This is a genomic window from Burkholderia ubonensis (genome assembly GCF_001718695.1).
GTDB classification, from domain to species: Bacteria; Pseudomonadota; Gammaproteobacteria; order Burkholderiales; family Burkholderiaceae; genus Burkholderia; species Burkholderia ubonensis_B.
Window position 1 is genome coordinate 2,911,191 of record NZ_CP013420.1, and the last position, 21,161, is coordinate 2,932,351.

General features: G+C 67.2%; 17 protein-coding genes. 8 read left to right on the forward strand and 9 right to left on the reverse strand.

All coding sequences use genetic code 11. The features are described from left to right. Positions 1-24 precede the first annotated feature (24 nt). From WJ35_RS13275 to WJ35_RS13310, 8 genes are all read left to right on the forward strand, one after another. Positions 25-1,680, forward strand: coding sequence for a hypothetical protein (locus WJ35_RS13275; RefSeq protein ID WP_069239284.1), 1,656 nt, complete (start codon positions 25-27; stop codon positions 1,678-1,680). Between the two features lie 420 nt (positions 1,681-2,100). Next, positions 2,101-3,885, forward strand: coding sequence for a GmrSD restriction endonuclease domain-containing protein (locus WJ35_RS13280; protein WP_069239285.1), 1,785 nt, complete (start codon positions 2,101-2,103; stop codon positions 3,883-3,885). Continuing rightward, positions 3,882-6,068 carry a DUF262 domain-containing protein gene (locus WJ35_RS13285; protein WP_069239286.1) on the forward strand — a complete coding sequence of 729 codons (2,187 nt, stop codon included), beginning with the start codon at positions 3,882-3,884 and terminating at the stop codon, positions 6,066-6,068. The genes WJ35_RS13280 and WJ35_RS13285 overlap by 4 nt, the downstream gene beginning before the upstream one ends. Positions 6,069-6,746: 678 nt before the next feature. Then, complete coding sequence (locus WJ35_RS13290; RefSeq protein WP_069239287.1) at positions 6,747-7,511, forward strand: ParA family protein; 765 nt, start codon at positions 6,747-6,749, stop codon at positions 7,509-7,511. 451 nt (positions 7,512-7,962) lie between these two features. After that, positions 7,963-8,544 carry a TIGR01841 family phasin gene (phaP, locus tag WJ35_RS13295; protein WP_069239288.1) on the forward strand — a complete coding sequence of 194 codons (582 nt, stop codon included), beginning with the start codon at positions 7,963-7,965 and terminating at the stop codon, positions 8,542-8,544. A gap of 307 nt (positions 8,545-8,851) precedes the next feature. Next, positions 8,852-10,033: an acetyl-CoA C-acetyltransferase gene (locus WJ35_RS13300; protein WP_069239289.1), complete on the forward strand. Its 1,182-nt coding sequence runs from the start codon at positions 8,852-8,854 to the stop codon at positions 10,031-10,033. Between the two features lie 227 nt (positions 10,034-10,260). Then, positions 10,261-11,004 (forward strand): acetoacetyl-CoA reductase, encoded by a 744-nt coding sequence (gene phbB / locus WJ35_RS13305; RefSeq protein WP_059612187.1) that lies wholly within the window; start codon positions 10,261-10,263, stop codon positions 11,002-11,004. Between the two features lie 153 nt (positions 11,005-11,157). Beyond that, positions 11,158-11,352, forward strand: coding sequence for a hypothetical protein (locus tag WJ35_RS13310; RefSeq protein WP_042586317.1), 195 nt, complete (start codon positions 11,158-11,160; stop codon positions 11,350-11,352). A gap of 48 nt (positions 11,353-11,400) precedes the next feature. Here the strand turns inward: WJ35_RS13310 and WJ35_RS13315 are convergent, their stop codons facing one another. The 9 genes from WJ35_RS13315 to WJ35_RS13355 all read right to left on the reverse strand — a co-directional run bounded on the left by WJ35_RS13315 (position 11,401) and on the right by WJ35_RS13355 (position 21,117). After that, positions 11,401-11,703, reverse strand: coding sequence for a hypothetical protein (locus WJ35_RS13315; RefSeq protein ID WP_059534324.1), 303 nt, complete (start codon positions 11,701-11,703; stop codon positions 11,401-11,403). 22 nt (positions 11,704-11,725) lie between these two features. Beyond that, positions 11,726-12,217, reverse strand: coding sequence for a hotdog family protein (locus tag WJ35_RS13320; RefSeq protein WP_060236938.1), 492 nt, complete (start codon positions 12,215-12,217; stop codon positions 11,726-11,728). Beyond that, a complete protein-coding gene (locus tag WJ35_RS13325; RefSeq protein ID WP_069239290.1) occupies positions 12,214-13,032 on the reverse strand; it encodes a beta-ketoacyl synthase chain length factor in 819 nt (272 codons plus the stop codon). Before WJ35_RS13325 ends, WJ35_RS13320 begins: the two co-directional genes overlap by 4 nt. After that, positions 13,029-14,258: a beta-ketoacyl-[acyl-carrier-protein] synthase family protein gene (locus tag WJ35_RS13330; RefSeq protein WP_069239291.1), complete on the reverse strand. Its 1,230-nt coding sequence runs from the start codon at positions 14,256-14,258 to the stop codon at positions 13,029-13,031. Before WJ35_RS13330 ends, WJ35_RS13325 begins: the two co-directional genes overlap by 4 nt. Before the next feature lie 80 nt (positions 14,259-14,338). Next, positions 14,339-15,205: a polysaccharide deacetylase family protein gene (locus tag WJ35_RS13335; RefSeq protein WP_060236928.1), complete on the reverse strand. Its 867-nt coding sequence runs from the start codon at positions 15,203-15,205 to the stop codon at positions 14,339-14,341. Next, positions 15,202-17,697 carry an MMPL family transporter gene (locus tag WJ35_RS13340; RefSeq protein WP_069239292.1) on the reverse strand — a complete coding sequence of 832 codons (2,496 nt, stop codon included), beginning with the start codon at positions 17,695-17,697 and terminating at the stop codon, positions 15,202-15,204. Before WJ35_RS13340 ends, WJ35_RS13335 begins: the two co-directional genes overlap by 4 nt. Continuing rightward, positions 17,694-18,389, reverse strand: coding sequence for an outer membrane lipoprotein carrier protein LolA (locus WJ35_RS13345; RefSeq protein WP_420480893.1), 696 nt, complete (start codon positions 18,387-18,389; stop codon positions 17,694-17,696). Before WJ35_RS13345 ends, WJ35_RS13340 begins: the two co-directional genes overlap by 4 nt. Continuing rightward, positions 18,386-19,360 carry an acyl-CoA synthetase gene (locus WJ35_RS13350; protein ID WP_069239293.1) on the reverse strand — a complete coding sequence of 325 codons (975 nt, stop codon included), beginning with the start codon at positions 19,358-19,360 and terminating at the stop codon, positions 18,386-18,388. Before WJ35_RS13350 ends, WJ35_RS13345 begins: the two co-directional genes overlap by 4 nt. Continuing rightward, complete coding sequence (locus WJ35_RS13355; protein WP_069239294.1) at positions 19,357-21,117, reverse strand: AMP-binding protein; 1,761 nt, start codon at positions 21,115-21,117, stop codon at positions 19,357-19,359. The genes WJ35_RS13350 and WJ35_RS13355 overlap by 4 nt, the downstream gene beginning before the upstream one ends. Positions 21,118-21,161 lie beyond the last annotated feature (44 nt).

Sequence of the window (21,161 nt, forward strand, 5' to 3'; positions counted from 1 at the left end):
AGACGAGTACTGAGGCTAAATGCAATGAAGCTTGAAAGCGTGATTCAAGAGTGGATGGTGCAATTGGCTGGTGGGGACGGCAGGGTTGGCAACAGCGACTTGTACAGCGTCGTCCGGTATGACGACAGTTCACTGAGCCGGGAGATGAAGAACGAGGTAGAGCGATACGGACTCGAAGGTGGCCTCGGTCCATCACGACACCGCTCGGCCCGTGAGGCTTGTCGAGTACTAAAAAGTCTCGTGGAGCCTCGATTCAAAAGCGCGAACAGGAACATCTCTTTGGATCCTGGGAAGGTTCTCAAACCGGACTTAATTCTCGAGGACGAGATCAGCAGCGCCTTCGTAATAGTGGAACTCAAGCGTAGCCGTAAAACTGCCCGAGAATTCGCTACGGAGCTGCTAGCCTACGCTAACTGCTTATCCGAGCAGTATCCCGGCTCGCAGGTGTTTCTCGTGGCGATCTCGACGAGCTGGGCTCCCCTCGAGCAACACGCATTTGCGCAACTGGCACACTATGAAATCCCCACCCTCGCGTTGGAGTACCGCGAAGAGAGTGCGTACGAACGGACGCCGACCCTACTGGTGCGGGATGACCTGCTACCAATCGCGGATGTCAGACCCTTCTCTCCGGATGCTTTGTTGGCGGATACAAAGGTCTTCTTGCTTCCTGACGACTGGCGTATTCCGCCTCAGGTTGAGCGCTGGTGTAATCGTATTGAGCACGCTGTCACGGCACTAGTGCGCGAGGCAGAAAGAGGGCGCGCATCCGGGTTTGTTGTCGTTTGGTACTGCCCGCGTGAGAGATCGAGTCAATCGCAAGTCAGGCTATTCGTTTCTATGGCAGTGCGTAACTCATTTCGCCCTCAAGAAATCCCTGAATTCAAGACCGAACAGGAGGCAGAGGACTTTGCATGGTCGAATACTTTTACCGAGCTCATCGATGATACGGCAGTACGACTCCTGCTCGATCTTGAAGTCGGCCAAAATATCCTCTCGTACTCGTCGGAATCTGAAGGCATTTGGGCCAATCTTGAGGCTCGACTTGCTAACGAAGGCGCCCACATCTTGCGATTCGACGCCTTCGGTGAGATTGGCGATCAAGTGAGCACTTGGCGCACGCAGCAGCGCTATGCTTTGGCACCCGTAGTTGCCGACATTACCTCATTGCCGACGTGGCATCCTCTCACCTGGTTATCGGCATTGGAGTCGCTTATCGACACAAGCGAGCAGGACGAGGGCGATCCGCTGGCGTGGCATGCATTCCGCTGCGGTGAGAACGTTGGCAGATTCAGATCGGCAAACTTCGGGCAACGCGATGCGCGTCATTTCGGGTGGGCAACGACCCAGGCGCGCTTTGCGAGCACGTGGTGTGAATTTTTTGCATCGAGCTATGAGGCGCCAGCACTATTTGCTCAGGTTATCGGTAACACGCTTCGTTGTGGTCTTCCCCGGTGCGATCTGGCGGTTGAGTTTGCTTCGAAGCGCTTAGCTGAATGCGGCGAACTGGCTCGCTATTGCTTCGCACTGGGGTATCACGTTGGGTCGGGGTGCGATAACGTCGAGTACTTAGTGAAAAGCCGGTATGGCCTGCGAAAAAGCGGGATTCGATTGCCCGACCAACTAGATGCGAAGGTCGACGAGGTGGAAAGAAGTTTCAGCTACCTCTTCACTTCCCCATAGCTGTGTGCCATGTGAGCCTCTATCGCCGTGACGCTTTGATGAAAGAGCGCCTCTTGGCGCTCTGAGGGCGGCACATCGGAAGACAACTCCGAGTCGATGAGGGCTGAAAGAAATGACTGAGAATCGCAGGGATTCTGACGACTGCGCCCTGACCAGCTTCGGTTATTCGATCGGCGGTGGCCGAACCGCCGACGTTGTCGTTAGTTGTTTTCCGTTGGAGGCTGCCATAAAAGTGGTCCAATGACGAACGACGATAACAGGTCGACTTTCGCCATACGTGGCCCAGAAGCCAACGTGGCGCGCAGCTTTATCCAGTTGCTCACGTGAGTCAATAGTCGCGTGAGGGGGCGAATTGGTCCGGCCGCACGTTCATCGCAGATCGTGAGGTTTGCGGCATGGTGTACTACTCAACGAGGATGTATGAGTACCGGTGAACTTCAACTGCGCTCGATAAGTCAGCTAATGACCGAGTCGTTCTTAATCCCCGCTTACCAGCGCGGCTATCGCTGGACCTCTCGGCAGGTAACGGAGTTGCTTGATGACGTCGCCGCCTTCACGGAAAGGCAAAGACCGGTTCAAGGGGAGTTTTATTGCTTGCAGCCAGTCGTCGTCACACGACGTAACGACTACTGGGAACTCATTGATGGGCAGCAACGGCTCACTACGATTTTTCTTATCCTCTCCTACTTCAACAACCGCTTGGTACCCGAAGAGCGCAAGGCCCTATTCGCGCTCAACTACAAGACTCGTGAGAACAGTGCGAGCTACCTGCGTTCCCTCGACGAAAAGCTCCACGAGGAGAACATCGACTTTTTCCATATCTGGCACTCGTACCAAGCCATTCGCGACTGGTTCAAACCTAGGAGCAACCGGTTGAACTACATCGAGGCTGCCTTCCTGAACGAAGTCAAGGTCATCTGGTACGAGGTAGACCGGGCCGTCGAACCGATTGACGTGTTTACGCGACTGAATGTCGGCAAGATTCCACTCACGAACGCAGAGCTTGTGAAGGCACTGTTCTTGCGGGGTGGTAATTTCGACAGCGAGGGACCACGGGCCAAGCAATTGCAGCAACTGAGAATTGCCCAAGACTGGGATGAGATTGAGCGACGCCTGCAGGAAGAGGCATTCTGGTACTTCTTGGCGAATCGACAACAAGAAGCGAATCGCATTGACCTCGTCTTGGGTCTACGGGCCGAAGAGATCCAGCAGGTTGCCAATCGCTGGGATGCCAACAGCCTGTTCCTTGCATTCAACGCGCATCTGGCTGCAAGGCAGGACGCGGTAGCAAACGAGTGGGACGCAGTAAAACGAATGTTTCTGCAACTCGACGAGTGGTTCCGGGACCGCTTCCTGTATCACGTTGTTGGGTTCCTTCTCAGCCAAGAAGTCAAAGTAGGGCAGATACGTGACCTCGCGCGGGGCGCTGGGTCCAAGACCGCCTTCCGAGCCGCGCTGAAGGCAGAAATTTTCAAGCTCGTCTTTGGTAAAACTCGGAGCGCCGCGGATGAGATGGGATTGGCTCGGTTCGTTGAAGGCTACGTCGCGCAGCTGGACTATGAGTCGCATCGTGCTTCCATCCGTCGTCTCCTTCTACTGTTCAATATCGCGTCGCTACTGGAACTCGGCGACAGCGGGCCGTGGTTTCCTTTCGATCACTTCAAGAAAGATCAATGGGACCTAGAACACATTCGCTCGGTGAAATCCGACATGCCTCAACGCGTTGACGCTCAGAAAGCTTGGCTCGGACAGGCTGTCGAATACTTCTCCGAGCCTGAGTTGGCGGCGGTCGGCCGCACGAGTCGCACATGCGAGCAGGAGTTGGCTGAACGTTTGCGCGCGCTGAGCGCGAAGGAACCCTTCGACGCCGTCGCATTCGAGACTGCATTCAACGACGTTATTGACCGCTACGATCCAGGCTCGGATGTTGAGTTCGACAACAGTATTGGCAACTTGACGTTGCTCGACGCTAGTACGAACCGAAGCTACGGGAACGCTATCTTCCCGCACAAACGGCGCAAACTCATCGCGTTGGACAAGGCAGGCCGCTTCGTTCCGCCTTGTACGAAGAACGCCTTCCTGAAGTACTACAGCACCAAGATCGACGAAATGCTGGTCTGGAGTCGTTTGGATGCGAAGGAGCATCAGGAAGCACTCGTCAGTGCGCTGGTGCGGTTCTTCACATATGACGGAGCATGCGTATGAGCGAGGCCCGACAGCATTCATTCGCTACGCTCTTCTCGAGCGTCGATGCCGTTGAAATTCCCATCATTCAACGTGACTACGCCCAGGGCCGCGAGCAGTCCACTGAGGTCTTGGGTGGCTTCCTGGCGTCGCTGCGGGACGCATTGAGCAGTGAGGACGGGCGCGGGATTGACCTCGACTTCATCTACGGGACATTCGAGGACAGTGCAAGCAGTGTGCTGTCCCTGCTCGACGGCCAACAGCGTCTAACAACCCTGTTCCTCCTGCACTGGTACGTCGCAATGTGCGAGGGGCAGTTGGAAGACTTCAGGGCTCGCTGGACGAAAGGCGGGCGCTCCAGGTTCACTTACGCCACGCGGCCTAGTTCGGCTGAGTTCTTTGACGCGCTTGCAAGCGCTGTGGTTGCGCCGCCGGCCGACGGGAAGCAGTGGGAGGGCAGACTCTCAGAACGCTTGGTCGACAGCAATTGGTTTTTCCTGTCGTGGCGCAGTGACCCTACGGTCAAGTCATGTCTGACCGCGCTCAACTCTATTGCCAAGACGTTTGGTGTCACTGAAGGCATGTATGCGCGCCTCATAGATGAGCGCGAACCCAGGATCACTTTCCATTTTCTCGACTTGGAGCGCTTCGGCCTGACCGACGACCTGTACATCAAGATGAATGCTCGGGGCAAGCCGCTCACGGCGTTCGAGAACTTCAAGGCATGGCTTGTCGGCCGTGTGGCGCCAGAGCCTTGGGCCGGCGACTTCGACCTGGCGATGGACCAGAAGTGGATGGATCTTTTCTGGCGCCTTGCCTCTCAGAAGAAGAACGTACCCGTTGGACAGGTGGTTGATGACTTCTACCTGCGGTTCATGTACGTGATGGCGTTCTTCGACGCCTGCAATCAAATCGAACGCGCTTACGGTGCCCCAAAACAGGCAGTCGAATGGATCATGAGGTTGCGCCAGGCCCGCGGCTACATCCCGCTGCGAGAGCTCGAGGGCTACGGAGCCTTTAGCCCCTCGACTGCGCAAGTCGCGTCGGTGGCATTGGACCACTTCTGTGACCCTGCTTCGACAGCAGATCTGGCCACGCTGGAGCGAGCTCTGGCGCCGAACAGCGACTACCTTGATCTCATGAGGCTGTTCTGCATCATTGCGTGGGTTAATTGCTCCGCGGTGACGTCGGAGCCGTCTGGGCTGGAGCGCGAGAGGTCGCGATGGGACCGCGTCACCTCGAACCTTCTGGCCAACCACCGTATAGACGATGTCTACGCAGCTATCCTTGCCATCAAGGGGGTGCAGGCCTTGTCTTCTCACGCCGGAAATTTGTACGAGTCGCTATCGAAGGCGACTGAACCTCCCACCGGCTTCAGCGGCGAGCAGGTAAAGGAAGAGGTACGAAAGGCACGACTAATTGTCGAAGATCCGACATGGGAAGACTTGTTCATCGAAGCTGAGGCGCATCCATACTTGCAAGGAAAGATCGGGTTCCTGCTTGACTTCAGCACTCCGTCCGAAGGGGCTCTTGACCGTGACACGTTCTCCCGCTACTCGGAGCGAGCAAGAGCGGTCCTCGATGCGAGCGTGCGCGCCTCCACGGAGCACCTCCTAGAGCGTGCGTTGTTGTCTATAGACGACTACTTGATTGGGCGTGGATCGTCCAAGTTCTCCTTCTGCCAGCCTGATGCCGGTACCTACCGCGACAGGTCGGAGAACTGGTTGAAGGTGATCGGCCGGCGCGAGTTCCAGAATCTGCTCGACCGCATCGAGGGTGATGCCAGTGCTGCGCTACGTGAACTCATCGAGGCCGCAGTCTGCACGGATTGGCGCAGGTATGTCGTGGCAGAGCCACAGCTTATCGACTATTGCGGGGAGCGTCTTATACACCGTGAGGGGTCAGATGATATCTATTTGTTGTCGCGCAAACGCCTTTCCGGGTATCACGCGGAGCTAAGGAGCTACGCGCTCTTCCTTGCGCTGCAACGTTCAAAGGGCACACTACCGGGAATAACTTACCGCTATGCAGAGACCTATGACGACACGCAACCCGCACTAGTGCTTCAGGTCGGCACCCAAGAGCTGAGGGTCAGCTACCGAGCTAACGCCTGGAGGTCTAGTGGTTCCAGTGGGCAGGTGTCCATCCCTGAAATCCTCGTTAAGTTCATGGAGGAGCATGGCTTCACCGAATCGAGAGGTTAACCTGGGGTCGCCTCGACGGTGAATTACGGGATTGGCACAGGGCGCGAAGGTCTGACGCAGAAGTGCCGGCGCGCAGGCCTACCAAGGAGAGCATCGACTTCAGCTGGCGTCGGCTTTTGAGGTCGAATGCGAGGACGCGAATTTCCGCTCTGGGTCGGCTGCTGCCGCTCGGCACCAAGCTGCGGATTTGAATGGTTGAGCGCCTGCAGTATCGAAGAAGGCGGGCACCGATAAATAGCTACCCCGAAATGTCGATGATTCGCAGCAAAGGGGAGGCGACACAAGCCTAGACTGATCTCAACTCAGCGCGCGTCGCGCATCGACCGATTGCCCAGCAGGCACGGGCGGTCCAGTACCGATCTTTACGGTTTCAGGGCCGTCAACATCGTGGCGGTCGGTCTGTCGCTCGTCGCGTAGCAATGTTTACATAATTGTGGAACAGAACCGTTCTAAAGCGGACCGACGGCATCGCGTACCCGAAGGGGGCCCGGCGGCCCGAGTCGAGCGAATCGCTCGGCGCGGACCGCCGGGCCCTTTGCCGTATACGTGCCGCGCGCCCGACACGCCGCGGATGCCGCCCGCAATCGTGCGCAATCGCGCGCATCTGATCGATGTCACGCGGCCGCCATGATTGACCGGCTAAGCTCGTCTCTTCGACGTTCGATCGAAGGAGACGCAATGCGGCGTGTCGTGTTCAACCAGAAGGGCGGCGTAGGCAAGTCGACGATCGTCTGCAATCTCGCCGCGATCAGCGCGAGCGAAGGGCTGCGCACGCTGGTGATCGACCTGGACGCGCAGGCGAACTCGACCCAGTACCTGCTCGGCGAGCGCGCTGCCGGCAATGCGCCGACCGTCGCCGACTTCTTCGAAACCGCGCTGACGTTCAACTTCCGGCCTGTCGACGCCGCGTCGTACATTCATCCGACCCCGTTCGAGAACCTCGACGTGATGCCCGCGCATCCGGATCTCGATGCGCTGCACGGCAAGCTCGAGTCCCGCTACAAGATCTACAAGCTGCGCGACGCGCTGAACGAGCTCGACGCGTACGATGCGGTCTACATCGACACGCCGCCCGCGCTCAATTTCTACACGCGGTCCGCGCTGATCGCAGTCGAACGTTGCCTGATCCCGTTCGACTGCGACGACTTCTCGCGCCGCGCGCTGTACACGCTGCTCGAGAACGTGAAGGAGATCCAGCAGGACCACAACGCGGGGCTCGAGGTCGAAGGGATCGTGATCAACCAGTTCCAGCCGCGCGCGAGCCTGCCGCAGCAGCTCGTCGACGAACTGGTCGGCGAAGGGCTGCCCGTGCTCGCGTCGCGGCTGTCGTCGTCGGTGAAGATCCGCGAATCGCATCAGCGTGCGACCCCCGTCATTCATCTCGAACCAGGGCACAAGCTCGCGCACGAATTCCGCGCACTGCACCGCGAGTTGGCCGGGTGAATCTGCGCCGGCAATAATCGGAATCATCCGATCATTTAAATGCGTATTAGTAATCCCGGCAACGGTTTCATAATAAATCGGAAAAACGATTACATGAGAAATGGACGCATTCAAATGCGACCATTTTTCGAATATCGGGAATAATGACGGGGTAAATATTGCGTCTCGTCGTGCCGCGGCATGCTGTAAAAAGGTAAAAGCGCTCGTCGGCAATGCGGTGCAACGCCGCCATGCAAGCCTGAGGACGCCTCGCGGTGTCGGTCATTTCGAGGCATAAGGGTTTTTACCTATCATTAATGCCATTTAATTGACAATTAAACGTTCTAGAATGGCCTTCCTCAACTTCTCGAGCTCAATGGAGTTGCGGGTTGTCAATAAGGAAGCGGGCCGTCGATCTGCCTTCCATTTTCCATTACGTCGTCTCTCGCATTGCCAAACAGGAGCGTGCCCGATGTCCGTATTTGCCCCCGAAAAATTCGCCGCCGATTATCAGTCCGGTATCGCAGCCTGGTTTGCGATCGCGCGTCCGGCGATCAGCGGCTTTGAGGCCGTCGTCGAACTCAATCTGCAAGTGGCCCGGACGGCGCTCGCTGAGTACGAGGACAAGCTGAAGAACGCGTTCAACGCGAGCAACCCGGCGGCTGGTTTCGCGCAGCAGGTCGCCGCGCCGCAGGAAGCGGCCGGCAAGGCAGCCGCGTACGGTCGCCATCTGTTCGACATCGCGGTGTCGACGCAGGCCGAGTGGGCCAAAGTCGCTCAGGCGCAGTATGAGGAGACCGACAAGCGCCTGAAGGACGTGATCGGCGAGCTGACGAAGCACGCGCCGGCCGGTTCGGGCGCCGTGGTGGCCGCACTGAATTCGGCGCTGTCCGCGGCCAGCGCGGCGGCGGAATCGGTGCGCGCGGCGACGGGCCAGGTGATCGAGGCGGCGCAAAGCGGCCTCGACGCGGTCAGCGACACGGCCGCGCGCGGCGCGAAGCAGACGGCCGCAGCCGCCCGCAAGGACGCCGCTTCGCGCGAATCGGCGGCGTGATCGCGGGTCGCGACACGCGCGACACGAACACGATCGCTCGATCGCCACGGGAGCCGCGTGCCGGCCGTCGCGTGTGCTGCGCGGCGGCCGGTGCGCGCGGTCGGCTTGCGGCGCGATGTCCGGGAACGGCCGGAGCGCGCGGAAGTGCCGCGTATCGCTTTCGCGGTGTGCGACGCATCCGCTCTGACGGTCGCGCTGCGCGTCCGCACGCGCGGCCGCGCGGCGCCGAGGCGCGGCAGTCTGCGCGCCTCCCGCCCACCGCCGCGCATCCCCTATCGACCCATTGATTTCAACGCAGGAACAGAACATGACGGACGTAGTGATCGTATCGGCCGCGCGGACCGCGGTCGGCAAATTCGGCGGCACGCTCGCGAAGATCGCGGCGCCGGAGCTGGGCGCGACGGTGATCCGCGCGGTGCTGGAGCGCGCCGGCGTGAAGCCGGAGCAGGTGAGCGAAGTGATCATGGGCCAGGTGCTGGCGGCCGGCTCGGGGCAGAACCCGGCGCGGCAGTCGCTGATCAAGGCCGGGCTGCCGAGCGCGGTGCCGGGGATGACGATCAACAAGGTGTGCGGCTCGGGCCTGAAGGCGGTGATGCTGGCGGCGAACGCGATCGCGGCGGGCGACGCGGAGATCGTGGTCGCGGGCGGGCAGGAGAACATGAGCGCGGCGCCGCACGTGCTGCCGGGCTCGCGCGACGGGTTCCGGATGGGCGACGCGAAGCTGGTCGACACGATGATCGTCGACGGGCTGTGGGACGTGTACAACCAGTACCACATGGGGATCACGGCGGAGAACGTCGCGAAGGAATACGGGATCACGCGCGCGGAGCAGGACGCATTCGCGGCGCTGTCGCAGAACAAGGCGGAAGCGGCGCAGAAGGCGGGACGCTTCGATGCCGAGATCGTGCCGGTGGCGATCCCGCAGAAGAAGGGCGAGCCGCTGCAGTTCGCGACCGACGAGTTCGTGCGTCACGGCGTGACGGCGGACGCGCTGGCGGGGCTGAAGCCGGCGTTCGCGAAGGACGGCACGGTGACGGCGGCGAACGCGTCGGGGATCAACGACGGCGCGGCGGCGGTGCTGGTGATGTCGGCGCAGAAGGCGGCGGCGCTGGGTCTGACGCCGCTGGCGCGGATCAAGGCGTACGCGAACGCGGGGGTGGACCCGAGCGTGATGGGGATGGGTCCGGTGCCGGCGTCGCGGCGGTGCCTGGAGCGCGCGGGGTGGACGCCGGGCGACCTGGACCTGATGGAGGTCAACGAGGCGTTCGCGGCGCAGGCGCTGGCGGTGCACAAGCAGATGGGCTGGGACACGTCGAAGGTGAACGTGAACGGCGGGGCGATCGCGATCGGTCATCCGATCGGGGCGTCGGGCTGCCGGATCCTGGTGACGCTGCTGCACGAGATGGTCAAGCGCGACGCGAAGCGCGGGCTGGCGTCGCTGTGCATCGGCGGCGGGATGGGGGTTGCGCTCGCGGTCGAGCGCGGTTGAGCGGCTTCTGACAGCAGTTTGTGAGGTAAGGCGCCGTCGCGGTGCAGGCCTGCACCACGACGGCGGCCCGTGACGGCTTGCGCGCGCCGGACAAGCAGTTCACAACAAAAACGCGCGATTCGACGATGCGCTCGGCGCATCGAAGCGATGTGGGCGGCAGACGGTGTCCAAGCGGTGCCAATTGGCCCCTACATCATCGATTACTCTTTTTGTCGGTACTCTATAGGATGACTAAGCGAATTGCAGTTGTGACAGGTGGAATGGGCGGTCTCGGCGAGGCAATCAGCATCCGGTTGCACGACGCGGGCTACCGGGTCGTCGTCACGTATTCGCCGAACAACAACGGCGTCGACCGCTGGTTGACCGAGATGCATGCCGCGGGCCGCGAATTCCACGCGTATCCGGTGGACGTGGCCGATCACGACTCGTGCCAGCAATGCGTGGCGAAGATCGTGCAGGACGTCGGGCCGATCGACGTGCTGGTGAACAACGCGGGCATCACGCGCGACATGACGTTCCGCAAGCTCGACAAGGTCAACTGGGACGCGGTGATCCGCACCAACCTCGATTCCGTGTTCAACATGACCAAGCCGGTGTGCGAAGGGATGGTCGAGCGCGGCTGGGGGCGGATCGTCAACATCTCGTCGGTCAACGGCTCGAAGGGTTCGGTCGGCCAGACCAACTACGCGGCCGCGAAGGCCGGCATGCACGGCTTCACGAAATCGCTCGCGCTGGAAGTCGCGCGCAAGGGCGTGACGGTGAACACCGTGTCGCCCGGCTATCTCGCGACGAAGATGGTGACGGCGATTCCGCAGGACGTCCTCGACAGCAAGATCCTGCCGCAGATTCCGGCCGGCCGGCTCGGCAAGCCCGAGGAGGTCGCGGCGCTCGTCGCGTACCTGTGCTCCGACGAGGCGGGCTTCGTGACCGGCTCCAACATCGCGATCAACGGCGGGCAGCACATGCATTGACGCGCGGCGGCCCGGGCCGCGCGCGTCGCGCGCCCGGGACGTGCTCCAGCGCTATCCAGCGCCGGGGCAGCGCGCGTGCGCGATGACGGACGGGGGCCCGCCCCGCTCGCCGTCGCCCGCTGCGCGGCCGCGGCTTCATATTCCGGAGCAGGCATGGGTGACACTTCGATGGGGCTCGCGATCGGCGGGGCAGCGCTCGCCGTCGCGCTGACGGCGGCGATCGTTCACTACTGGCTCGAGCGGCGCCGCGCGCGCTTGCTGCGCGACTTCGATCATCGCGACTGCTGGCGTGCGGCATACGGCAAGGCGGCCTTGCACGGCGTCAGGGCGAAGCGCCGGGCGGGCTGAGTGGTCGGGTTGCGGCGCAGCGTCCCGCTGCGCCGCCGCGGACTGCGCTCAGTCGCTGCCGTCCTTGTGGAAGACCCGCTTCGTCGTGCGCTTGGTCGCGTCCCAGCCTTCGCGCGATGCGTGCTTGGTCGCGTCCCAACCCTCGCGCGACGCATGCGCGACGCCGTGGCCGACCGCCTTCGCGGCGCTCGCGGTAGCGTGGCCGAAGCTGCGCGCGGCCTCGCCGGTCTTGTGCGCGGCTTCCTTCGAGTCGCGCTTGATGTCCTGCTTCACCTCGGACAGGTCCGCGTGCGCGGCCGGGCAAACCGTCGCGAACACGAGTGCGGCAAAAATGAACTGACGACCTTTCACAAGCAGATTCCTCCCAACGTTGTCATCGAATCTCCGCGCCGCCGCCAGGCGGGCGAAGCGCGCCGGCCGCGGACGCATCGAGCATCACCGCGGCGCGGCCGCTCAGCAGCACGCGCTCGCCGCAGCGAAGCGTGAAGCCGTACAGCACCGTGACGTCGTCGCCGCCGACGCGTTCGGCTTCGACGGTCAGCGGCGCGTCGCACGTGTCGAGGCGCTCGACGAACGCGTCGACGCCGCGCACGCTCGCCAGAAAGCCGGCGCGCGGCCGCTCGCGCGGCGCGCCGACGAGCGCGCCGTGCACGGCCATCGCCTGCGCCGCGTATTCGATCCCGCAGACCGACGCGAGCCGGCCGTGCGCGCGCAGCGGGTTGCGCGGATCGCGGTGGCTCGTCGCCGTGCAGCGGATCCGCGCGCCGTCCCAGAAGTCGACCGTGTCGAGCAGGCACATCGCGCCGTCGTGCGGAATGTGCGCGGCGATCCACGCGCGGTCGCGCATCGTGCCGGCGGCCGTCATCGCGCAGGCTCCGCGAATGCGTCCGGCAGCGCGACGTCGACCTGCACGCGCCGGTCCGCCAGATAGTCGAGCACGACGCGCGCGGCGCGCGGCGCGGCGAGCGCATCGAGCAGCGGCAACGCGCGCGCGGCGGGATTGCCGATGCGCAACGCTTCGAGCGCGGGCGACGCGAGCGTCGTCGCGCTCGCGTCGGTGAGCTGCACGTCGATGCGCGCGAGCGTGGCGGCGCCGGCCTCGGGCGCGAGCACGAGCGCGACGCCGAACGCATCGACGATCGGCCGCACCGCGCGCAGCGGCTCCGGATAGTCGGTGTCGTATGCGATCAGCAGGCACGGCATGCGATCGACTGCAACCTGGCAGACGCTTTCGAGCAGCCCGGCGGCGAAGCTGCCGTCATGCGCGCACAGCACGTTCGACGCGGCCGTCGCGCCCGTCGCGATGCTCCAGTAGCCGGCCGGCGCGTTGTGCACGGAGTTGTGAAAGCGCGTCGGCGACAGCAGCCGGTCGTCGCCCGCGAGCGTCTCGCAGATCGCATGGCAGTTCTGGCTGTCGCCGCCGGACGCGCTGAACACGGTCGCGAGCGTCGCGGCGTCGCGTCCGCTGGCGGCGACCGCTGCGCGGCCGACCGCGAGCGCGGTCCGCACGACGGGGCCGGTGCGCCGCCGCTCGGCGCTCGGCAGGCCGGCCGGCGGCGGCAGCACGGTGCGCGCGCCCGCATAGGCCGCGCGGCCGGCGAGCACGTCGGCCGCGTGCGGCCAGTCGTTCAGCCCCGGGCCAACCAAGCCGATACCTTCGATGAATGCGCTGAGCGTCATGTCGGCTCCCGGCGGTTCGCGCTCGCGTGGTCGGCGCGGCCGAACACCAGCGTACAGTTCGTGCCGCCGAAGCCGAACGAATTGGACAGCGCCGTGCGCATCTGCGCCGCGCGGCTCGCGAGCACGTAGTCGGTGGCGAGCGCCGGGTCGGGGTCCGTCGTGTTGACGCCGGCCGGCACGAACTGGCCGCGCAGCGCGACGGCGGCGACGACCGCCTCGAGCGCGCCGGCCGCGCCGAGCGTGTGGCCGGTCGCGCCCTTGGTCGAGCTGCACGGCGTCTGCGCAAACAGCGCGCCGATCGCACGGCCTTCCGCGGCGTCGTTGCTCGGCGTCGCGGTGCCGTGCAGGTTGATGTAGTCGATGTCGGTCGCGCCGAGGCCGGCCGACGCCAGCGCCTGCTCGATCGCGGCGCGCGCGCCGCGCCCGTCCGGATGCGGCGACGACATGTGATGCGCGTCGCTCGATTCGCCGATGCCGAGCAGCAGGACCGCGCTGTCGTCGAGCGCGTCGGGCGACGCGGGCACGCGCTCGACGAGCGCGAACGCCGCAGCCTCGCCGATCGAGATCCCGTCGCGCGCGACGTCGAACGGCCGGCACGGCCTGCGCGACAGCAGTTCGAGCGAATTGAAGCCGTACAGCGTCGTGAGGCACAGCGAATCGACGCCGCCGACGACCGCCGCATCGATCAGGCCCGCTTCGAGCATGCGGCGCGCGGAGCCGAACACCTTCGCGCCGGACGAGCACGCGGACGACACCGCCAGCGCCGGGCCGCGCAGCGCGAAGTACGCGCGCACGAACGCGGCGGGCGAATACGGGTTGTGGGTCTGCGCGTAGTGGAAGCCGGCCGGCAGCGCGCCGCTTTGCGGGTCGCGGCGCCGGTACGCGTGCTCGGTCTCGAGGATGCCGGCCGTGCTGGTGCCGACGAACACGCCGACACGTTCGGCGCCGTAGCGCGACACGGCGGCCGCGACGCGTTCGGCGAAACCGTCCTGCGTGAGGCCGAGCTGCGCGAGACGGTTGTTGCGGCACTCGAAGTCGCTCAGGTCGGCGCGCACCGGCTGCGCGTCGACGCCGTCCACCGCGCCGATCCAGGTGTCGAGGTCCGCGCGCTCGAAGTCGCATCGCGTGAGTCCGCCGCGCGCGCCGCGCAGCGCGGCGACGGTCGCGTCGAGCCCGCGCCCGATGCAGCTGGTGGCCGTGAAATGCGAAAGCAGGAGAGGGTTCACGAGGGTCGAATCCGGTTGCCGGTTCGGGCGCCGCGGTGCGCGGTGAGGCCGCGCGGCGCGCCGATAGCCATTGAATTTTGTCAAACGGGCGCCGTCGGGCCGGCCGCCGCCGGCGGTTCCGGCGCGAGCGCGGCGCGCAGCGTCGTCCAGCGCAATTGCGCGTCGGCGGCCGCGCGCAGCACGGCCGGCAGCACATCGAGCACGACCGGCTCGCCGCGCGCGTCGCGCGCCGCGTGGCCGTCGTGGACGAGCAGGATGTCGCGCGGCGCGAGCCCGTGCAGCAGGCGGCGCGTGACCACGCCGGCATCCCGCTCGCGCGTGTCGAAGCCGCGCCGCGTCCAGCTCGCAAGCTGCAGGCCGAGCTCGCACAGCACCGGTTCGAGGAACGGGTTGCGCAGGCCCGCGGGCGCGCGGAAGAACAGCGGGCGCGTGCCGGTGAGCTCGGTCAGCGTGCGCTGCGCGGCCTCGATCTCGCGTCGCAGCGCGCGCGGGCCCGACAGCGAGAACGTGTGCCGGTGCCGCTGGCTGTGATTCTCGATCGCATGGCCGCGCGCGACGATCGCCTCGATCCACCGCGGATGGCGGCGCGCGCGGTCGCCGATGCAGAAGAAGGTCGCCTGCGCGTCGTAGCGGTCGAGCAGGTCGAGCACGCGCGGCGTGACGTCCGGGTCGGGGCCGTCGTCGATCGTCAGCGCGATCCGGCGGCCGGCGCTGTCCGGCAGGCGCGTCCAGTTCGGGCCGAGCAGCGCGCTTTTCGGCCACAGTCCCGCCGCCGTCAGCGCGAGGTGCGATGCGATCACGCCGCCGGCCGCCCACGGCCAGCTCGCCGGCTGCGCGACGACGGCTGCGGCCGCGCCCGCATGCAGCGCGGCGGCGCCCGCGACGAGCGGCGTCGGCGTCCAGCGGCGCGCGTCGCCGGGACGCGGCGCGGATGAAGGCGCGTTCATGCGTGGCCTCCCTGCAGCGGTGCGGCGGCCGGCGGCGCCAGGATCGCGGCGAACGCGAGCGCGAGCATCGCGCCGGGGCCGACGGTCAGGCCGAAGGTTTCGAGCAGCGGCACGCGCGACAGCGCGAGCAGCCCGAAGCCGGCGACCGTCGCGAGATTGGCGACCAGCAGCGACACGAGCGTGTGGGGCGTGACGGGTTGCGCGTCGCCGCGCTTGCAGAAGAACAGCGCGTAGTTCGAGCCGACCGCGACGATCAGCAGCATCCCGATCAGGTGCAGGATCGTCAGCGGCACGCCGGCGGCCGCGAAGCCCGCGGCCACGACCAGCACCGCCGCTACCAGCGGCGCGAGCGCGCGCGCGACGCGCCGCGGCGAGCGCAGCGCGATCAGCAGCAGCACCGCGATTGCTGCGAAGCCCGCGAGCGACAGGCGGATGTCTTCTCGCACGTAGTCCACGTACAGGCGGTCGGCCTCGGCCTTCATGTCGACGAACAGCGCGCCGGGCACGCCGGCGCGCGCGACGGCCGCGCGGATCGGCGCGGCGTCGAGGCTTGGCGCCGCATCGAGGTCTGGCGCGGCTTGTGCCGCGTGCGCCGCATGCGCCGCGCGTGCGGCGTCCGGCGCGCGCAGCGGCAGCATCGCGCTCCAGCGGCCCGCGCGCTCGGTCAGCAGCGCATCGACCGCGAGCGCCATCGACGTGCCGCGCAAGTCCGCGCGCGTCAGGAGCGGCGCGTGGCGTGCGGCGTCGACGTCGGCGACGAACGGCGCGAACAGGTCGGGCTTGACGATGATCGGCTGGTGCGCGACGGCTGCGCGCAGCCGCGCGGCGAGCGTGCCGGCGTCCGGCAGGCTCGCCTGCCGCGCACGTTGCGCGGCGTCGCTCGGCAGGTAGCGCGCGGGGTTCTCGAAGCCGGCGAGCGCGCCGCGCTCGACGAGCGGCTGCAGTTGCGCGGCGACGCGCTCCGCGCCTTCGAGCGCGGCTTGCTCGCTGTCGGCCGGAATCACCACCAGATAGCGGACGTCGGGCGCGCCGACGTCGGCGCGCAGGCGCGCGTCGAGCGTCTGCGCGCGCGCGGGCACCGGGCTCAGCGCGGCGAGCTCGCGGCTCCACAGGTCGTCGCGATGCAGCGCGATCGCCACGCACGCGGCGAGCACCAGCGCGGCCAGCGGCCAGCGCAGGCGCGGCGCGGCGGCGGCCGCGCGCGCGAGCGCCGCGCCTGCGCGCGACACGTCGCGGATCGCGACATGGTCGCCGCGCAGCGGCGGCAGCACGAAGCGCGTGACGAGCGCGGCGGCCGTCAGGCCCGCGATCGAGTACAGCCCGAGCTGCACGAGGCCCGGGAAGCCGGAGAACAGCATCGACGCGAAGCCGCAGACGGACGTCAGCACGCCGAGCCGGATCGTCGGCCAGTACGCGGCGAGCCACGCGCGCGTCGCGTCGGCCGGGCGGGTTGCGTCGCGCGGCCCGGCCTGCGCCGACTGCACGAACAGGTAGATCGAGTAGTCGACCGCCTCGCCGATCAGCGTGGTGCCGAAGCCGAGCGTCAGCCCGTGGACCGTGCCGAACGCGACGCTGACCGCCGCGAGCCCGGCCGCGATGCCCGACAGCACCGGCAGCAGCCCGAGCGCGAGCGTGCGCGGCGAGCGGTACAGCGTCAGCAGCAGCGCGACGATCAGCAGCAGGCTCAGCGTCGACAGGCGCTCGACGTCGCGCCGGATCGTGTCGCGCGTGTCGACCGAGAACACGCCGGGCCCGGTCATCGCGAGCGTGCAGGACGACGCGCCCGGCGTCGCCTGCCGCGCCGCGTCGAACGCGCGGCGCACGGCATCGATCGCGCGCGCCTGCGCATCGGTGTCGGAGCCGGCGGCGGCCGTCTGCACGACGAGCACCGCGCGCGCGCCGTCGCGCGACGCCCACACGCCGTTGCGCGAGGCCGGCAGCGCGCCGCTGTCGAGCTGGCCGACGAGCGCGGCGACTTCGCCGGTCGGGTCGCGCGGCAGCAGCGCCTTCGCGACGAGGCCGGCCGACGAGCCCAGCAGGTCGAGGCTGTCGCCGAGCGCCTGGTGCAGGCCGTCGGCGGTGAAGCGCTGCGGCGTCACGGCCGGGCTCAGCAGGTAGCGATGCGCGACGATGAACTGCTGGTCGCGCGCGTCGTTGACCGGCTCGCCGTTGTTGACCGCCGCGAACTGCGGATCGTCGCGCAGCGCTGCGGCCATGCGCCGCGACAGCACCGCGCGCGCAGCGGCGGTGTCGCCGTCGATCGCGACGAGGATCAGCCGCGACACGAGGCCGTCGCGCAGCTGGTCGACGAGCACGCGCTGCCCGACGCTCGGCGAGCGCGGCAGGAACGCGGACAGATCGGCGGTGAAATTCGCGCGGGCGATCGCCGCCGCGCACGCGACCAGCGCCAGTGCCCATACGAGCACCGCGGGTTGCCGCCAGGCGGGCGAATGCGGCGCGACGGGGCCGGCCGAGCGGGGGCGCTCGTTCATCGGTTCGCGGGCGCCGGTTGCAGCCGCATCAGCGAATGATCGCCGTCGGCCTGCCGGATCGCGACGCTGCGCAATACGTCGCGCGTGCCGTCGAGCGTGATCGTGCTGACGGCCTTCAGCATCCGCGCGTCGAGCGGCGTGAGCGTCAGCCTCCAGTCGTCGCCGCGCCCGTCGACCGCGACCTTGTACACCCGCTCGAGCGCGAAGCGGTTGCCGGAGAGCGTCGCGCGAATGCTGTCGATGAACGCGCCGAGCTCCGGATAGCGGTCGAGCGCGAGCGTGTATGTGCGGTTGTTGCGCTCGACGGTCAGCATGCCGCCGTCGACGACGAGGTGTTCGGGCTTCGGGCTCAGCGTGTGCTTCTCGAGATGATCGGGCGCGACGAACACGAGCTCGCCGGACGACTCGACCGGCTGCGCGGCGATCGACAGGGTTTTCGTCTCGGTAAACGTTGCGCGGCCGGACTTGTGCTGCGCGAGCGTCGACATCAGCCGGTCGAGCGTCCACGCGGGGCCGGCGTCGGCCGCGTGGGCGGGCAGCGCGCAGGCCGCGGCCGCCGCGATGACGAGCGTGCGGGCGGCGCCGCGTAGCGCATGGAGCAGCGTGAACGACGACGACGACGGTAACCGCGGCGGCCAGGGCCGCGGCAACGACGACATCGACGATGCCAACGAGCGACGAACGGCGATCATGTGTCGGAATCCCCGGTGGCCGGCAGCTCGGTGCATGCGCGCGCATCGTCGCCGCGCGCCGCGGCATCGCCCGTCTGCCAGAAGTCGAAGAAGTTGAACCAGTTGTACGGCGCGGCGCGGCAGTGCTCGTCGAGCAGCGCGACGTAGCGCGCGAGCGCCGCGTCGACGGCGGCCGCGCGCGCGTCGCGGCGCACGCCGGAGAAATCGGCGAGCGGCTCGAAGTGGACGTCGTAGCGGTTGCCGTCGCGATAGAGGCCGGTCATGAAGATCACCGGGCGCCCGAGCATCGCGGCCATGTACAGCGGCCCGAGCGGGAACGCGGCCGGCGCGCCGAGCAGGTCGAGCCGCCGGGTCGACGCGGCGGCGTCGTCGCGCAGCGTGCGGTCGGCGAGCATGCCGACCATGCAGTTCGCATCGAGGCGCTCGCGCACCTTCAGCATCGAATCGACCTGCCCGAGGGGAATCACGTCCGGCTTCGCGGCGGGATTCACGGCGGCGAGCGTCGCGTTGATCTTGCGCGCGTTTTCTTCGTACATCGTGACGACGACGCGCAGGCCCGGCTGGGTGCGGCCGAGCGCGCGCACGATCTCGAAGCTGCCGAGGTGCGCGCCGATCAGGAACGCGCCGCGTCCGCCCGCGAGCGCGGCGCGCACGTGCGCCTCGCCGTGCAGGCGCACGTCGAACAGGTCGAAGCGCTCGTTCATCAGGTACACGCGGTCGTGGATCGTCGACGCAAACGTGAACACGTGCCGGTACACGTCGCGCCAGCGCGCGGGCCGGCCGAGCGCGCGGCGCAGGTAGCCGCGCGACGCCGCGCACGCGCCCGGCGAGAACAGCACGAACCAGGCCGCGACGAGATGCAGCACGGCGCGCGCGGCGCGCCGCCCGAAGCGCAGCGAGATCCACGTCATCGCGCGCAGCAGCGGCGTGTTGCTGCGTTCCCGGCGCCGGGCCCATGCGGTGCGCTTCATGCGGGCGTCGCCTCCCGCGCGGCCGGCGGCGCGGACAGCACGCCGGACGCGACGTCGCGGCGTCCGGCGCGCACGGTGAAGCGGATCGCGCCGCTCGCCGCCGCGTCGAACGCGAGGTCGAGCGGCTCGCCGGGCGCGGCCGGGCTCAGGAATTTCGCGGAGCCGAGCCGCCACGCGTGCAGCGGACGCTTCAGCGCCGCGCCGATCGCGGTGATCGCGTGATCGAGCAGCACGACGCCCGGCACGATCGGGTGGCCGGGGAAGTGGCCGGGCAGCGCCGGATGGTCGGCGGGGATCGTGAAGGCGAGCGCGTTCGCCGCGTCGGCGTCGCGGCCGGGCGCGGCCGACACGGCCACGCGCGTATGCCGGGCGACCAGCGCCGCGAGCACGTCGCGCGGCAGCTTGCCGGTGTCGTTGCGCGGCAGCGCATCGACGAACACGAGCGGGCGCGGCATGAACGCGGGATCGATCCGCTCGCGCAGCGCGCGTTGCAGGTCGGCGGCCGCCAGCGTCGGCGCGACGACGAGCGCGACGAGACGCGTGACGGGCTCGACGCCCGCAGCGGCGTCGGCCGGCGCGGGGTCGTCCGGCACGAAGAACACGCCGTCGACGACGCCGGGGACCGCAATGAGCTGATGGTTCAGGTACGCGAGCGACGTGCGCTTGCCGGCGATGTTGACGAGGTCCGCCTTGCGGCCGTGCAGCAGGAAGCGGCCGTCGCCGAGCAGTTCGAGCGCGTCGCCCATCGGCACGGGCGCGTCGACATGCGCGCCCGACACCCACATGGTCGGCCCGCCGTCGTCGTCCGCGCTTTCGCGCGCGTCGACGCGGATGCCCGGGAACAGTTGCCAGGCCGCGTCCTGCGCGGTGCGGCGCGTCGCGATCTGGCCGGTCTCGGTGCTGCCGTAGATCTCGACGAGCGGCGCGCCGAGCGCGGCCTCGGCTTCGCGCGCGAGCGATGCCGCGAGCGGCGCGGTCGCCGACAGCACGAGTGCGGCGCGCGGCAGCGCGTGCGCGGACGACAGCAGCGCGCGCAGGTGGATCGGCGACGCGACGAGCACGCGCGGCTGCGGCACCGCGTCGAGCGCCGCGCGGATGTCGAGCGGGTAGAACGGCAGGCAGTTGCTGAACGCCAGCCCGCCAACCAGCGCGAGCAGCACCGTCGCTTCGAAGCCGTACATGTGCTGCGCGGGCACGGTGCCGACCAGCGTGTACGCGCGGCCGTCGAGCAGCCCGAGGCGCTCGGCCGATGCGCGCAGGCAGCCGACCAGGCTGCCCCAGGTCTTGCGGTGCGGCACCGGCGCGCCGGTCGAGCCGGACGTGAACACATAGGCCATGAGCCGCGACGCGTCGATCTGCGGGACGACGAACGGCGCATCGCCCGAGTCGACCACACCGTCCGCCGGCGCGGCGTCGGGATACGCGAAGCGCGGCAGGTCGATCGTGCAGCCGGGCGCGTCGTGCAGGCAGAACGCATCGGGCGCGAACGACGCGAGCCGGCGGACCGTTTCCGGCGTCTGCGTGGACGGCAGCAGGCTGACCTTGCCGGCGACGAGCGCCGCGCACAGGCCGACCGCGAAGCGGTAGCGATCGCGGCACACGTTGAACACGTGGCCGCCCGCGGGCAGCGCGGCGGCCACGCGCGCGACGTCGGCGAGGAACGTGCGCACGGTCACGCGCGCGCCGTCGCGCCATGCGATCGTCTGCTCCGGGGACGAATGGAAAACCAGCGGGAATACCAGCGGGTGAGTCGGCATAAATCGGTTGAAGCGTGAGGCAGTGGCCGGCGCAGCCGCGCCGG

Excerpts from the sequence above, each read along its gene's own strand:
- WJ35_RS13300 (WP_069239289.1), top strand. The coding sequence starts at position 8,852 with ATGACGGACGTAGTGATCGTATCGGCCGCGCGGACCGCGGTCGGCAAA.
- WJ35_RS13325 (WP_069239290.1), bottom strand. The coding sequence starts at position 13,032 with ATGACGCTCAGCGCATTCATCGAAGGTATCGGCTTGGTTGGCCCGGGG.
- WJ35_RS13320 (WP_060236938.1), bottom strand. The coding sequence starts at position 12,217 with ATGACGGCCGCCGGCACGATGCGCGACCGCGCGTGGATCGCCGCGCAC.
- WJ35_RS13340 (WP_069239292.1), bottom strand. The coding sequence starts at position 17,697 with ATGAACGAGCGCCCCCGCTCGGCCGGCCCCGTCGCGCCGCATTCGCCC.
- WJ35_RS13310 (WP_042586317.1), top strand. The coding sequence starts at position 11,158 with ATGGGTGACACTTCGATGGGGCTCGCGATCGGCGGGGCAGCGCTCGCC.
- WJ35_RS13280 (WP_069239285.1), top strand. The coding sequence starts at position 2,101 with ATGAGTACCGGTGAACTTCAACTGCGCTCGATAAGTCAGCTAATGACC.
- WJ35_RS13350 (WP_069239293.1), bottom strand. The coding sequence starts at position 19,360 with ATGAAGCGCACCGCATGGGCCCGGCGCCGGGAACGCAGCAACACGCCG.
- WJ35_RS13335 (WP_060236928.1), bottom strand. The coding sequence starts at position 15,205 with ATGAACGCGCCTTCATCCGCGCCGCGTCCCGGCGACGCGCGCCGCTGG.
- WJ35_RS13345 (WP_420480893.1), bottom strand. The coding sequence starts at position 18,389 with ATGATCGCCGTTCGTCGCTCGTTGGCATCGTCGATGTCGTCGTTGCCG.
- WJ35_RS13275 (WP_069239284.1), top strand. The coding sequence starts at position 25 with ATGAAGCTTGAAAGCGTGATTCAAGAGTGGATGGTGCAATTGGCTGGT.
- WJ35_RS13290 (WP_069239287.1), top strand. The coding sequence starts at position 6,747 with ATGCGGCGTGTCGTGTTCAACCAGAAGGGCGGCGTAGGCAAGTCGACG.
- WJ35_RS13355 (WP_069239294.1), bottom strand. The coding sequence starts at position 21,117 with ATGCCGACTCACCCGCTGGTATTCCCGCTGGTTTTCCATTCGTCCCCG.
- WJ35_RS13285 (WP_069239286.1), top strand. The coding sequence starts at position 3,882 with ATGAGCGAGGCCCGACAGCATTCATTCGCTACGCTCTTCTCGAGCGTC.
- phaP (WP_069239288.1), top strand. The coding sequence starts at position 7,963 with ATGTCCGTATTTGCCCCCGAAAAATTCGCCGCCGATTATCAGTCCGGT.
- phbB (WP_059612187.1), top strand. The coding sequence starts at position 10,261 with ATGACTAAGCGAATTGCAGTTGTGACAGGTGGAATGGGCGGTCTCGGC.